The 14,355-nt window shown below is 32.5% G+C and carries 14 protein-coding genes; 5 read left to right on the top strand and 9 right to left on the bottom strand.

Annotated features, from left to right (window positions below; all coding sequences use genetic code 11):
* Nucleotides 1-7: 7 nt before the first annotated feature.
* Nucleotides 8-2,023, top strand: coding sequence for a fumarate reductase/succinate dehydrogenase flavoprotein subunit (locus ACFQ1O_RS10255; RefSeq protein WP_377715929.1), 2,016 nt, complete (start codon nt 8-10; stop codon nt 2,021-2,023).
* A gap of 10 nt (nt 2,024-2,033) precedes the next feature.
* Nucleotides 2,034-2,789 carry a succinate dehydrogenase/fumarate reductase iron-sulfur subunit gene (locus ACFQ1O_RS10250; RefSeq protein ID WP_377715928.1) on the top strand — a complete coding sequence of 252 codons (756 nt, stop codon included), beginning with the start codon at nt 2,034-2,036 and terminating at the stop codon, nt 2,787-2,789.
* 51 nt (nt 2,790-2,840) lie between these two features.
* Here ACFQ1O_RS10250 and ACFQ1O_RS10245 read toward each other — a convergent pair whose 3' ends face one another.
* The 4 genes from ACFQ1O_RS10245 to ACFQ1O_RS10230 form a co-directional block, all read right to left on the bottom strand.
* On the bottom strand, nt 2,841-3,212 hold the full coding sequence (locus tag ACFQ1O_RS10245) for a hypothetical protein (protein WP_377715927.1): 372 nt from the start codon (nt 3,210-3,212) through the stop codon (nt 2,841-2,843).
* 99 nt (nt 3,213-3,311) lie between these two features.
* The gene (locus tag ACFQ1O_RS10240) at nt 3,312-4,151 is read right to left on the bottom strand and encodes a hypothetical protein (RefSeq protein ID WP_377715926.1); all 840 of its coding nucleotides are present in this window, start codon (nt 4,149-4,151) and stop codon (nt 3,312-3,314) included.
* Nucleotides 4,152-4,161: 10 nt separating this feature from the next.
* Nucleotides 4,162-4,923, bottom strand: coding sequence for a hypothetical protein (locus ACFQ1O_RS10235; RefSeq protein WP_377715925.1), 762 nt, complete (start codon nt 4,921-4,923; stop codon nt 4,162-4,164).
* A 37-nt stretch (nt 4,924-4,960) separates the two neighbouring features.
* The gene (locus ACFQ1O_RS10230) at nt 4,961-5,710 is read right to left on the bottom strand and encodes a hypothetical protein (RefSeq protein ID WP_377715924.1); all 750 of its coding nucleotides are present in this window, start codon (nt 5,708-5,710) and stop codon (nt 4,961-4,963) included.
* A 553-nt stretch (nt 5,711-6,263) separates the two neighbouring features.
* On the opposite strand from ACFQ1O_RS10230, the gene ACFQ1O_RS10225 reads away from it, so the two are divergent.
* The 3 genes from ACFQ1O_RS10225 (at nt 6,264) to ACFQ1O_RS10215 (ending at nt 9,083) form a co-directional block, all read left to right on the top strand.
* Nucleotides 6,264-7,391 carry an SPFH domain-containing protein gene (locus tag ACFQ1O_RS10225; RefSeq protein ID WP_377715923.1) on the top strand — a complete coding sequence of 376 codons (1,128 nt, stop codon included), beginning with the start codon at nt 6,264-6,266 and terminating at the stop codon, nt 7,389-7,391.
* A 75-nt stretch (nt 7,392-7,466) separates the two neighbouring features.
* Complete coding sequence (locus tag ACFQ1O_RS10220) at nt 7,467-8,570, top strand: DNA helicase PriA (RefSeq protein WP_377715922.1); 1,104 nt, start codon at nt 7,467-7,469, stop codon at nt 8,568-8,570.
* A 177-nt stretch (nt 8,571-8,747) separates the two neighbouring features.
* Nucleotides 8,748-9,083 (top strand): DUF5684 domain-containing protein, encoded by a 336-nt coding sequence (locus ACFQ1O_RS10215; protein WP_377715921.1) that lies wholly within the window; start codon nt 8,748-8,750, stop codon nt 9,081-9,083.
* Between the two features lie 69 nt (nt 9,084-9,152).
* On the opposite strand, the gene ACFQ1O_RS10210 is transcribed toward ACFQ1O_RS10215, so the two are convergent.
* The 5 genes from ACFQ1O_RS10210 to ACFQ1O_RS10190 form a co-directional block, all read right to left on the bottom strand.
* Nucleotides 9,153-9,413 (bottom strand): TM2 domain-containing protein, encoded by a 261-nt coding sequence (locus ACFQ1O_RS10210; RefSeq protein ID WP_377716244.1) that lies wholly within the window; start codon nt 9,411-9,413, stop codon nt 9,153-9,155.
* Between the two features lie 111 nt (nt 9,414-9,524).
* Nucleotides 9,525-9,923 (bottom strand): VOC family protein, encoded by a 399-nt coding sequence (locus ACFQ1O_RS10205; protein ID WP_377715920.1) that lies wholly within the window; start codon nt 9,921-9,923, stop codon nt 9,525-9,527.
* The gene (locus ACFQ1O_RS10200; protein WP_377715919.1) at nt 9,916-10,860 is read right to left on the bottom strand and encodes a 2-hydroxyacid dehydrogenase; all 945 of its coding nucleotides are present in this window, start codon (nt 10,858-10,860) and stop codon (nt 9,916-9,918) included. Before ACFQ1O_RS10200 ends, ACFQ1O_RS10205 begins: the two co-directional genes overlap by 8 nt.
* Before the next feature lie 28 nt (nt 10,861-10,888).
* Complete coding sequence (locus ACFQ1O_RS10195; RefSeq protein ID WP_377715918.1) at nt 10,889-13,429, bottom strand: FecR domain-containing protein; 2,541 nt, start codon at nt 13,427-13,429, stop codon at nt 10,889-10,891.
* 11 nt (nt 13,430-13,440) lie between these two features.
* Entirely contained in the window at nt 13,441-14,349 is a 909-nt protein-coding gene (locus tag ACFQ1O_RS10190; RefSeq protein ID WP_377715917.1) for a FecR family protein, read from the bottom strand.
* Nucleotides 14,350-14,355 lie beyond the last annotated feature (6 nt).

Raw genomic sequence — 14,355 nt, 5'->3', positions numbered from 1 at the left:
AATTAGTATGGCAATTTTAGATTCAAAAGTACCTAAAGGTCCATTAAAAGATAAGTGGACTACTTACAAAGACAAAATTGATTTAGTAAACCCTGCTAACAAGCGTTTAATTGATGTTATTGTTGTAGGAACTGGTTTAGCAGGTGGTTCTGCTTCTGCTACTTTAGCAGAGTTAGGATACAATGTTAAAGCGTTTGCTTATCAAGATTCACCTCGTAGAGCACACTCTATTGCGGCTCAAGGGGGTATTAATGCAGCTAAGAATTACCAAGGAGATGGAGATTCTGCTTACCGTTTGTTTTACGATACGGTAAAAGGAGGAGATTACCGTTCTCGAGAAGCTAACGTACACCGTTTAGCTGAGGTGTCTGCAAATATTATTGACCAGTGTGTGGCACAAGGAGTTCCTTTTGCTCGTGACTATGGTGGGTTATTAGACAACCGTTCGTTTGGTGGGGTATTAGTATCTCGTACATTCTACGCTAAAGGTCAGACAGGTCAACAATTATTATTAGGAGCTTATTCTGCAATGAACCGTCAGATTGCTCGTGGAAAGATTGAAATGTTCAATCGTCACGAAATGTTAGATGTAGTTATTGTTGATGGAAAAGCTCGTGGAATTATTGCTCGTAACTTAGTTACAGGAGAAATAGAAAGACATTCTGCTCATGCAGTTGTTATTGCTTCTGGAGGATATGGAAATGTTTATTTCTTATCTACCAATGCTATGGGATCTAATGCAACAGCAGCATGGAAAATACATAAAAAGGGAGCATACTTTGCAAACCCTTGTTATACACAAATTCACCCAACATGTATTCCACGTTCTGGAGATTATCAGTCTAAATTAACATTAATGTCTGAGTCTTTACGTAATGATGGACGTATTTGGGTTCCTAAGAATATGGATGATGTAATGGCAATTAGAGAAGGTCGTAAAAAACCTACCGATCTGTCTGAAGATGAAAGAGATTATTACTTAGAAAGAAGATATCCAGCATTTGGTAACTTAGTACCTCGTGATGTTGCTTCGCGTGCAGCTAAAGAACGTTGTGATGCAGGTTACGGAGTTAACGCAACTGGAGAAGCGGTTTATTTAGATTTTAAATCGGCTATAGAGCGTTACGGAAAAGAGCAAGCTAAATTAAAAGGTATTTCGAACCCATCTGATCAAAAAATATACGATTTAGGACAAGCTATTGTGGAAGCAAAATACGGTAACTTATTCCAGATGTATGAAAAAATTGTAGATGAGAACCCTTATAAAACTCCAATGATGATTTATCCTGCAACTCACTATACAATGGGAGGTATTTGGGTAGATTATAACTTAATGACGACTATAGAAGGTTGTTATGCAATTGGAGAGGCTAACTTCTCAGATCACGGAGCGAACCGTTTAGGAGCTTCTGCTTTAATGCAAGGTTTAGCAGATGGTTACTTTGTATTGCCATATACAATAGGTGATTATTTATCTAACGATATTAGAACAGGTAAAATACCAACTGATACTGTAGAATTTGATGAAGCTGAAAAAGCAGTTAAAGAAAGAATAGAATTCTTTATTAATAACAATGGTACTAAGTCTGTAGATTACTTCCATAAACGTTTAGGGAAAGTAATGTGGGATAAAGTAGGTATGGCTCGTAACGAAAAAGGTTTAAAAGAAGCAATGGCTGAAATTAAAGCCATTCGTGAGGAGTTCTGGAAAGAAGTAAAAGTTCCAGGGAATGCTAACGAAATGAACCCAGAATTAGAAAAAGCAGGTAGAGTAGCAGATTTCCTAGAATTAGGAGAGTTATTTGCAAAAGATGCTTTAAATAGAACGGAATCTTGTGGAGGTCACTTTAGAGAAGAGTCTGTTGAATTAGATGGTCCACAAAAAGGAGAAGCTTTACGTGACGATGCTAATTTTGCTTACGTAGCTGCTTGGGAATATAAAGGAGAACCTGCAGATGCGGTTTTACATAAAGAACAATTAGAGTTTAACGATATTGAACTAAAACAACGTTCATACAAATAAGAAAAGAGATATGAGTAACATGAATCTTACGTTAAAAATTTGGAGACAAAAAGGGCCTCAAGACAAAGGCCAGATTGTTGAATATAAAGTTACCGATATTTCAGAGCATATGTCTTTCTTAGAAATGATGGACGTGTTAAATGAACAATTAATTAATGCAGGCGATGAGCCGGTAGCTTTCGATCATGATTGTCGTGAAGGTATCTGTGGTATGTGTTCTATGTATATTAATGGAGAAGCACATGGTCCAGATAGAGGAGTTACTACTTGTCAATTACATATGCGTATGTTTAACGATGGCGATACAATTTATATTGAGCCATTTAGAGCAAAAGCATTCCCTGTAATTAAGGATTTAGTTGTTGATAGAAGTTCTTTTGAAAGAATTCAGCAAGCAGGTGGATTTATCTCTGTAAACACTTCTGGTAATACTCAGGATGCAAATGCGTTACCTATTGCTAAAGAAGCTGCAGATAAAGCTATGGATGCAGCAACTTGTATTGGTTGTGGTGCTTGTGTAGCAACTTGTAAAAATTCTTCTGCAATGTTATTTGTTGGAGCTAAAGTATCTCAATATGCTTTATTACCACAAGGACAAGTAGAAGCTACAGAACGTGTATTAAATATGGTTAACCAAATGGATGAAGAAGGATTTGGTAACTGTACTAACACAGGAGCATGTGAGGTAGAATGTCCTAAAGGAATTTCTTTAGAGAACATTGCTCGTATGAATTCTGAGTTCTTAAAAGCTAGTTTTAAAGGATAAGAAGAATCTTAAGTATATATTAGAAAGCCCAAACATTTGTTTGGGCTTTTTTTATCTTGTTAGTTTAATTATTATAGTAGATTTTAGAATGCCATTAGTTGTTTTTAAATCAAATATTTGAATTTTACTTCCATATTTAGCTAGGCTAATGGCTTTTTTATAAGCAGAGTTAGATTTACTTCCATTTACTTGAATTGTTGTTTGCCCAGGTATTTTTACCTTATAACTCTTTAAATCGCCGTGATTTTTACTAATAAAAACTCTAATCTCCATCATAGAGGATTTTGATCTTTCAATGGTGCAATTAGCGCAACCAGCATCATTTACTAAAATAAAATTATCGTTAGGGGTGTTGCTTTCTTGTGCAAATAAAATGGTTGTAGTTAGTAGAAATAAGACTACGGTTTTTAATAAAATTTTCATAATTATAAATAGGTTAAAGATTTGGTAGTACTAAATATAAGAAAATGGCTTAAGTATGTTTTTACTTAAGCCATTTAATTTTTTTTTTAGGTTTTATGTTTAATCGTAGTAATGTGCAATGATTTGTAAATCGTCATTACCAGTTCCTAAATGCATCTTTACGGCACCAGTCCCACCAGTGTCGCCTACCGCTAATTGAGCAGCAAAAAAGGCTACATAAGTTCCAGGATTTAATTTAACATAATCTGATGATGTATTGTGGTAATTAGCATACTCTCCGTTTTTAGAATTACTGTTATTATAAAATTGACCATTAATACCTAGCATTCCTCCCCATTCATTGCAAATTGTTCCTCCTGAATTTACATCAACACACCAAGGTCCGTCGTTAATATTATTCCCATCTACATCTATAATAACAGGAGCCATTGTGGCAGCATCTCTAAAGAAAATTCCTGTTTGAATAATCCTTGCATGTTCATCGTCAATTCTACCACTTGCACTTGCTGTTTTGTATACCTGCCATGATACAGAGTAGTTAACTTCTATAATTGCTGGTTTGGTTAGGGTAAATGATGATCCGGCAATTCCTGCAAGTGGAACACCAGCAACAGTATAACCAAACCCACCTCCAGTCTGATTAACTAGGTTATCTGGTGTGGGAGCATCCATTAGGTAATTTTCAGAATCGAATAAAATTTCAACATTTCTGGAAGAGCTAGCCAAAGTTAAATCTCCATCAGCATCTACATAGACTCTAGTAGAGGAACCATAGCCTAAATTATTAACGTTGTTAATTGTATTTAACCCTTCAACTTTTATTCCTTCAGTTGAGCCAGCAACATGTAATTCTTGTTGGGGATTAGTAGTATTTATTCCAACTTGAGCAAATATTGTTCCACTAAGAAGTAAACTTGCTATATATATAATTTTTTTCATCTATTTTACTTTAGTTATAAACACGCATTTTTAAATAATCTGTAGCTCCGCCAAATCCTACACTTGTATATGAAGTAGCTGAGTCGTTAACGATTCCAAAGAAGTGAATTGAATGTGTTCCAGGTGGTAAAGTTGCATATCCCTGACTATTCATGTAAGGGTATCCTAAAGATCCTCCCCAGTTTGATGCATAAAATTGAGCTTTTTGTCCAAATTGTTTAGATTTTTCTATGACATCTAGTCCATCATTATTAATATCAAAACAAAAGAAAGTTTCAATAGTTCTTGCTTCATTATCTGTTATATATGATAAAGCAGGGATGGTCATATCTACATCAGTAATTACAATGGTAACTCCATATTTAACCTCCACAACTGCTGTCTGAGGGACTGTGAACGTAACTGAATGAATAAAGCCTTCAACGCTTGTTTCTCCTGTAGAGTTATTATTAATAACTACACCACTATCAAAAGGTAAAGAGTGTGGATTATCTGGTATAAAATTAGGTATGTCTAATAAAAAGTTAAGAGGTTCTCCTCCTGTTCCATTAGGAGGTGTAAGGGTTAAATCACCGTTACCATCAACAAAAACTGGAGCTAATTTAATTCCATCATTGTTAATGTTATTTGAACTATTTAGACTTTCTATCCTTATTGTAGAGTTAGTTCCTGCAATATGTAATTCTGTGTCTGGGTTAGTTGTTCCTATTCCTACTTGGGATAAAATAAGGGTAGGAAATAGTATAAAAAGAAGTTGAGTAATTTTTTTCATAGAGTAATTAAATTGGGTTATTATTACTTTTTTTGGTTTAATGTAGCCTGAATAATAAAGAATCATTTCCAACTGCAAATTTTACATGAGTTGATTTAGAGTTGGTTCCGGGGCCTCCAGCTTTAACTCCGCCTGATACTTCTCCGTAGAAGCTTACATTATAGGTGCCAGCAGCTGGTAAGTTTATGTAAGCAGTGCATACATTGTAAAGAGGTCCTACTACACCAGCAGTTGATTGGTTGGTATAACATTTAGCTGCAGGACCATATTTTCTGGTGCTAACACCATCCACTTGAAAGTATGTGGTTATTCTTCTAGCTAGGTAATCAGTAATTGGATTCATAGCACTATCTAGATAGGTTTTAAAACTTAAATTGTATTTAACTTCGAGTATAGATTGTCTGTTAACTGAAACCGTATAAGTGAATAATTTTTCTACCTGAATACCATCAACATCATTTGCGTCGAGAGTAACTTCACTTGTTGGTAATACGGAATGATCTAAAGCATCAGAATGTTCGCTATTGTACAAAGGAACGAATTCTAAGGTGAATTCACCGTTTGCATTAACATATAGCGGAAAAGTGTCATTGGTTAAATTAGTGTCTCCATTTACGTCACCACCATTAAATGTATTATTTACACCATTTAGACTTTCTACTCTCATACTGCCAGTACTAGAAGATAAATGAAGTTTTTGTTGCGGGCTAGTTGTTCCTATCCCAACACCTTGTTGAGAGTAAACATACGAAGAGATACATAGTAAAATTATTAGGATCTTTTTCATAACTACTTTTTTTGGCAAAACAGTAATTGATAAAAACATAAAAAAACAACTAAAAAAACACTTAAAATGTAATTATATTAAAGTTGAGTTGAGTAAACATTAATATAAATAGCTTTTTTTTGATTAATTTATAATTACAGATGCAATCTATATAAAGTTAATAGACTAATGAAAAAAAGTAGATTATCTGTTACAGATATTAGTTAAACTGAAAGTAGCAAAGAAAAGGATTACAAAAATAAAACACTTGTAACTAGTGGTTTAGAAGAGTATTGTTAGAAAATAAAGATTTTAATTATTTAGACATAGTTTATTGTAGTTTTTCTGTTGTAACAAAAAATTGAAGAAGATTACTTATCTTGTAATACTATTTGTAGTTGATTTTTTTTAGCAGATAGAAAATGGAATATTTTTTCCTTATAAGAATTACAAAATTCAAGCTTAGTTTTTGCTAAGGTTTCATTTTTTTAATGAATTAGAAGAAGAAAAGAAATATTTTATAAGCAAAAAGTTAGCTCCAAATAGTATAATTAATCAATTTAAAATTTATTAAATGGGAATTTTTGACGAAATAAAAAAGAAGTTAAGTCACGAATTTATTGATATAATAGAGTGGCTAGATAATACCAATGATACTATTGTTCATCGATTTGAGCGATACCAAAATGAAATAAAGAACGGAGCTCAATTAGTGGTTCGAGAAGGACAAATGGCTGTTTTTATTAATGAAGGACAATTAGCTGATGTTTTTAGCCCCGGAACCTATACATTAAACACTCAAAACTTACCAATATTAGCTACTTTAAAAGGATGGAAGTACGGTTTCAATAGTCCGTTTAAAGCAGAGGTGTATTTTGTGAATACACGTTTATTTACCGATGAAAAATGGGGGACTAAAAACCCAGTTACGTTAAATGATGATCGTTTCGGATTTGTTGAGGTAAGAGCTTTTGGTACATATGCATTTAAAATAGAAGATGCAGGAATGTTTATTAAAGATGTAGTTGGTACAGATAGTCATTTTACCAATTATGAAATTAATGAGCATCTTAAGAGTTTAATTTCTACTCGTTTTACAGATACAATAGGTGAGGCTAACTTGCCAATCGAATTATATGCAGCTAACACTAATGAGCTATCTGACACTTGCTTAGAGGTAATGAAGCCTGAGTTTAGTTCTGTTGGTATTTCTTTAGAAAAGTTCTTTATAGAAAATGTTTCTATGCCAGAAGAGCTGAAGAAAGAGATTTTTGAATACAGTAGACTAAATAAGTTAGATTTAGATAAGTTAACCAAGTTTAAGGCAGCAAAAGCTATAGAAGTAGCAGCTGCTAATGAATCTGGTGCTGCAGGTGCTGGAATGGGAATGGGAATGGGATTTGCTATGGCTCAACAAATGGGCGGTATGTTTAATCAGCAAACTCAGACTACCACTCAAGCAGCAGGTAACGGAGCTATGCCACCACCATTACCTACTCAAACACAATATTTTTATGCAGTAAATGGGCAACAAGCAGGACCTGTTACTTATGAGGCTTTAAGTGGTTTGTTTGCGGCTAAAACAATAGCTGCTGATACACTTGTTTGGAAACAAGGAATGGCTAATTGGTCTGCTTTGAGTTCAGTTCCAGAATTGCAATCGTTGTTAGGATCTGTTCCGCCACCATTACCAAATAATTAATAAATAGAAATATCTATAATAGCTCAACCCAGTTTTCTTTTTGTAAAGCTGGGGGAGAGTGAATTGCTATTATAAATGAATCAAGAAACACCAAAACGCTCCGAACATAAAAAATCTTGTGTGAATTGTGGGGCAGAATTATTATACAAGCCTGGGTCTTCTGAAGTAAAATGTGACTATTGTGGGCATGAAGAAGCAATAGAAGAAGCTGTTTCAGAGTTCGAAGAGTTAGAATTATTCCCATACCTAGAACAAATGGGAGCGCAATCGCATACTGAGAAAATCAGTATGCTGCACTGTAAAACCTGTGGCGCAAATCAGCATATAGAAGAGAATTACAAGTCGCTTCATTGTGTATATTGCAGCCAACCACTGGTGGTAGAAGATACGTATCATGAAGATTGGATTTTACCAGGAGCAGTATTGCCTTTTCAATTAGATCATAAAAAATCTCATGAAGTTTTTAGGAATTGGGTTAAAGGATTGTGGTTTGCTCCTAACAAACTACAAAGAGCAGCTTTAGATCCTCAAAAAACTAAAGGCTTATATGTTCCTTATTGGACTTTTGACGCTCAGTTGTATGCAGATTATACTGGCCAACGTGGAGATTATTATTACGTTACCGAAACCTATAATACAACCGTTAATGGTAAAAATGTTACTAGAACTAGACAGGTTAGAAAAACTAGATGGACACCTGCTGCAGGATCTGTAAGCGGATTTGTAGATGATACTTTAATTAGTGCTTCTAAACAGCGAAGTAATTCAATACCTAACAAAGTAGCTAATTGGAATTTAGATGCATTAGAAACATTTAATTCTAAATACTTAGCAGGATTTGTAACCGAAAAGTATACCTTGCCTTTAAAAGACGGACATTTAAAATCTAAACAGGAAGCAGAGAAAATTGCTACGGGTTGGGCTTGCCAAGATATAGGAGGAGATACCCAAAGAGTTAGTAGTTTAGATATGAAATTGTCTGAGGAAACTTTTAAGCATATCCTATTGCCGGTGTATATATCGTCTTATGTTTACAACAATAAAAAATATCAATTCTATGTAAACGGGCAAACAGGGGTAGTATCAGGTAAAAGACCCTACTCTTTCTGGAAGATTTTCTTTTTAATCTTGTTTGTACTTGCAGTAATTGCTTTATTGGTATTTTTTGGGAATCAATAACAATTAGTTTTTTGTTGAAAACTATAAAGGTAATTTCATAGTTTATAAAAGTTAAAAATATATTTTAGCTATAACTAACTATTTAAATTTATTATTATGTTCTTATCCTCAATAGGTGTTTTTCAAATGTTAATTGTAATAATGGTTTTGTCCCTAGCTCTAATTTATATAATAGGGATGTGGAAAGTATTTGAAAAGGCTCAAAAACCTGGATGGGTTGCAATTATACCGATATATAATATTATTGTTCTTTTAGAAATTGCAAAAAAACCAACATGGTGGCTACTACTTTATTTTTTAAGTATAATACCTTTAATAGGGGTTTTAATTTCAGTAACAGTTAATATTATGGTTGGTGTAGGAGTTGCTAAAAACTTTGGAAAATCTGAAGGATTTGGTGTTGGATTAGGACTTTTAGGTTTTGTTTTTTATCCAATTCTTGGTTTTGGAGATGCAAAGTATTTAGATAATAAAACAGATGAAATAAACGAGATTGGAGCTATTCAAGAGTAATACTCGTTAATTATCTTAATAAAAAAAGGAGCTATAACAGCTCCTTTTTTTATTAGCTTGGTTTTTATGTTAAAACCAAGGTTTTTTACCAACTTGGTATGTTTGAATGAATTCCTCGTCGGACTTTGTTAAATAGATAATTCCTTCAATAAAGCCAACTAAAGAGAACATTCCGCAAGTGACGATAGTGGCAACTATAGAAATTATACCTTCTTTGGTGTAACCTAAAACGAATTTATGAATACCAAAACCTCCAAATAGAATTCCTAAAACTCCAGCAAGAACTTTTTTATTTTCTTGATTCAAAGCTTCGTTAGCACCTTTAGCCATATCGTTTACTGTTTCTTTTACTTCTTCTTCGAAATTTGTTTTTTCGTCGCTCATTATTATGATTAATTAGTTTGAAGGCTGAAAATACTATTTTTTTCTGGTTTAAAGAAATTATTGAAAAGCACTATCTATAGGTTCCCATAATTCTATTTTATTTCCGTCGGGATCTAAAATCCATCCGAATTTACCATAGTCGTATTCTTCTATTTCTCCAACAATAGTTACGCCTTCTTCTTTTAAAGCTTCCAATAGCTCTACTAAGTTATGAACCCTAAAGTTCATCATAAATTCTTTTTTACTAGGTTCAAAATACTTGGTGTCTTTTTTAAAAGGGCTCCATTGTGTAGATGCATCTTTACCTTCTTTATCTTTCCACCAAAAAGTACAACCATAGTCATCTGTATTTAATCCCAAATGGTTTTTATACCAGTTTTTTGCAGCAGTAGGATCTTCAGACTTGAAAAAAATACCTCCGATACCTGTTACTCTTTTAATATCTTTTTTACTCATGAGATATAAATTTAGCTTTTATTTTATCGACTATAGTTTGTGCTAGTTTTTCTTTACTTTCTTTTGTCCAACCTGCAACATGAGGTGATAATAGCACGTTGTTGGCATTTAAAAGATATTCAAATTCTTTTGGAATTTCGTTAGTAAACAAACTTTCAAATGATAATTTTTCGTATTCCAAAACATCTAATCCAGCTCCAAGTATTTTGCCTGATTGTAGAGCGTTAACTAGATCTTTAGTAATCACACTTTTTCCTCTGGCAGTATTGATTAACCAAAAAGGTTTTTTAAAATCGTTAATAAAATGACTGTTAACCATTTTATTGGTTTCTGGAGTCCAAGGTGTGTGTAGACTTACAACATCTGCTTTTTCTTGAAATTCTTGTAGAGAAACTTGAGTAGCATTATCATCAGCAACATTCTCTTTTATATCGTAGCACAAGACATTGCAATCAAAACCTTTGAGTTTTTTAGCAAAAGCTTTTCCCATATTTCCATAACCAATAATCCCCACTGTTTTTCCTTCTAATTCTGTTCCTCTATGTTCTTCTCGTAACCATTGTCCTTCTTGAATAGTTTTATGGGCAACATTAAGTTTATTAAATAAGCTTAAAAGCATACCTAGAGCATGTTCTCCAACAGCATTTCTGTTTCCTTCTGGTGCAGAAAATAAGGATATTCCTTTTTCTAAGGCATAATCGCAATCAATACTTTCAAGTCCGGCACCAACCCGAGCAATAAATTGTAAGTTAACAGCTTTATCTAAAAAATCTTTGTCAATAGCAAATCTACTTCTAATTACAATACCATTATAATTGGCAATTATGTTCTCTATGGTTTTTTTATTTGAGGAATAATCTTCAATATTTTCAAAACCTAAAGCATTTAACTGTTCAATAAGTAAATCGTGGTTTTTGTCAAGATGTAATATTTTCAAAATATGATAGAATTAATGACTAACAAAGCTACCAAAATATTCTGAACATTAAGTTAGGTGTAATACTAGTTGCTGTAATATCTGTGATATTAATTTCATTATTGTTACTGGTGTTGTAACTAATATCCTTGTTAATGATGTTCTTTCTGTTGTATAGATTTAGTACAGAAAGTCCTAATCGATATTTTATTTTTTTGTTTTGATGGGGCTTAAAATCATATACTGCAGATAAATCTAGTCTATGATAAATAGGTAGGTTTTCGTCATTTAAGTTATTAAAACTGTACGAAGTATTTCCATTGTTATCTGTACTAGAGCGAATATGAGTAAAAGGTTTACCATTGTGCCATAACCAACCTAGCGATACTTCAAAATTTTTCCACTTGTAAAAATGAGACCATTTAATGGTATGGTCTATATTCACATTACTAGGAAAAGGTTTACCATTGTTTAAATCTGGGAAGGTGTATTTGGCGCTATTAAAAGAATACGACAACCAAGTGTTATATTTTTTAAGTTGCTTTTTAACAAAAAAGTCGATTCCTTGTATGCTAGAGCTACCTTCTTTATAATCGATAAGAATGGGGTTGTTTAAATCTAGATTTAAAGTGTTTAAGCCTTTGGTTTTTTTAAAATAAGCCTCTAGGTCTAAAACCCATTTGTTTTTAGAATAATTAGCACCAATAGTATATTGGTAGCTATTTAAAATAGATAATCTGTCTGAATTAGATAAGGCCCAGATGTGATTTTCTAAGGAAAGATTACTTATAACCGATTCTTGAATTTGATTTATAAACTGACTCTTGTATTCTAAAGAGGCATTGATGCTAAATTCGTTGGTAACGAACTTTTGAAAAATGGCTCTAGGCTCAACTAAAAGTTCATCAGATATGCTATATTTATTAGCCCTTAAACCTACAGAGAACAAATGATTTTTGGGTTTGCTTATTTGGTAGCCTAAATAAAAGCTATTGGCCTTAGTTTGGTTTTTGGCTCCATCAATAAAGCTGGTAAAGCCAAGGTCTGTGTCTGTAAAAAGGTAGTTTACCTTTTTGTTAGTAAATTGATAACCTAGGTTCAGTTCTTTTTCTCTGTTTATTTCATATTTTATATTGTAATTAATTCCAAAATCTTTTATGGTGTTATTTTTTGTTTTTTTGATAACTCCGTTGCTAGAAGTGTCAGAAAAAGAATAATCTAAATTATAATTTGAAACATAAGCATCTATCTGGTGACTTAAGTTTGGTAACCATTCTTTTTCCCATTCAATGTTGTAACCGTTGTTTTGAGTGTCTAATTCATCGATATATAAATTAGTCTTATTTTTATTAAATGCAGAAAAGTTTAAATGATTTTTGTTGTGTAAGGCATTTATTTTTATCAGGTCTTTCTTGGAGGGCTTCCAAGCCATATTAAAGGTGTAATCTTGAAACCAGAAAATGTTTTTAGATTCACTAAAATCTAAAGTATTATCAACTATTTTGGTGTTTTGAAAAACCCTTTCTGCTAGTTTTTTATAAGTAAAAGTTTCTAGTAAGTTAGAGTAAGACCTTCTTCCAGAAACCTGAAATGATAATTTATTTTTAACTACAGGAACATCTACATAAGCGTCTGCATGCAGCATATTAAAACCTGCACCACCACTTAGCTTTTTTGCAGGAATGTAGTTACTTTTCATTTCTATAACACTAGATATGCGTTCTCCATATTTAACGTCTGTACCTTTATTTATAAAGTTTACTTTATCTATTATATATGGGTTAAAAGCCGAAATCATTCCAAATAAGTGAGCATTATTATAAGTTTTAATGTTATTCCATAAAACTAAATTCTGATCTGCATTTCCACCTCTAACATGTATACTATTAGCAGTTTCATTTAAGTTTGTAACGCCTGGCATTAAGTGAATACTTTCTAAAACATCTGGCTCTATTAATCCGGGTAATATTTTTAATTTATCTCTGTGAATGGTAGTTTGCTTTACGTTTTTAGAAATACCGCTAGTTAAGTAGTCTGCTATAACAACTTGATCTAATAATTCTTTTTTTTCTGTTAAATTAATAGTGTTGCAGTTAGGGTAAATATGGCTAGAAGCCTTAATTTTTGTTTTTTTAACTCCAAAAGATGTAATGATTATGGTTTCATTAAATGGGATATTATCGATTTTAAAATTGCCATTTTCGTCGCTACTATAGTATGATTTTCCAATTTTTAGAGTAGCATTCCCAATTTTTTCATTATTGCTTAATAGTTGTCCGCAAATACTAATATTGTCCTGTTTTTTAAAATCAGAAATAACAATATAATTGTCTTTTAATAATTCAAATTTTAGGGATGTTTGCGCAGACAATGTTTGAAGTAATGATTCAAGCGGAATAATTTTGTCTAATAAAATAGATGCTTTTTTGTCTTGAATTATTTTGTCTTGATAAGAAAAACGAGCATTGTAAAAAGACTCTATAGCTGGTAAAACAACAGACAGGTCTTCTTCTTCAAAAACAGTTTGTTCTTGAGTATAACAATTGTTGAAAAATAGTAAAGCGAAAAACCAAAAAAGGAGTTGCTTCATAAAGAGACTGTTTATTCTTCTATTATTACTCTATTACCTTGTATAGAATAATTCAAATTTACAGACTTTAAAACAGTTTCTAGTGCAATTGCTTGATTATTATTAGGAAAAGAACCAGTATATAAAACTGCTGAGTTGAAATGATTGTAAATTATTTTAATTTCAAATTGTCTTTCTAAAGCAGCAAATACATATTTAATAGGTAGACTTTTAAAGCTGGTTTCATTTTTAGTCCAAGTAGCCGTGTTAGCATCATCTGTAAGAGTTAATGCTTCGTGGTTTTCAATATGTCTATAGCCATTGTGAGGCGTTAATATTGTATTTTGGTTATTGGTAATATCTTCTACTTGTACTTTTCCTTCGTAACAAATTACTTCAAATAAATCGTTATCAGACTTTACATTGAATTCGGTTCCTAGTACACTAACATTTCCTAAATGGGTGTTAACAGTAAATGTTTTTCCTTTGGCTACATCAAAAAAAGCTTCTCCATCTAAAGTTAAATTTCTATTGGTATCCCAATTAGATTTATGAAAGCTTAAAGTAGATTTAGCATTAAGAATAACTTTTGAACCATCTGGTAAATTAATAGCTAGTTGTTCTCCATATCCAGTTTCGTAGTTTGTTGGGGCAAAAAAGAAATTGTAACCAACTAAACCAATTATAAAAATGGCAGCTACACTAGCTACATAACGTAACCATTTAAAAGTTTTGACTTGAGGGCTTCTGTTAGCTCTCTTGTGTTTTAGTTGAGAAAAAGAGGAGTCTAAATTGTATTCGGGTGCTTGAAATTGTTTAGAACCTTCAGCAATTTTAACATACATGTCATAATGCTCAGAAGCTTTAAAAGCTTCTAATTCTGCTGCAGATAGCTCATTGTTAAGCCACTTTGCTAAGAATATGTCGTCTTGCTGTTGCATTACTTT

The organism is Pseudofulvibacter geojedonensis (genome assembly GCF_042675745.1).
In the GTDB taxonomy this organism is placed as follows: Bacteria; Bacteroidota; Bacteroidia; order Flavobacteriales; family Flavobacteriaceae; genus Pseudofulvibacter; species Pseudofulvibacter geojedonensis.
Note: the sequence above shows the minus strand (reverse complement) of the source record. Positions and strands in the feature narration are given on the sequence as shown.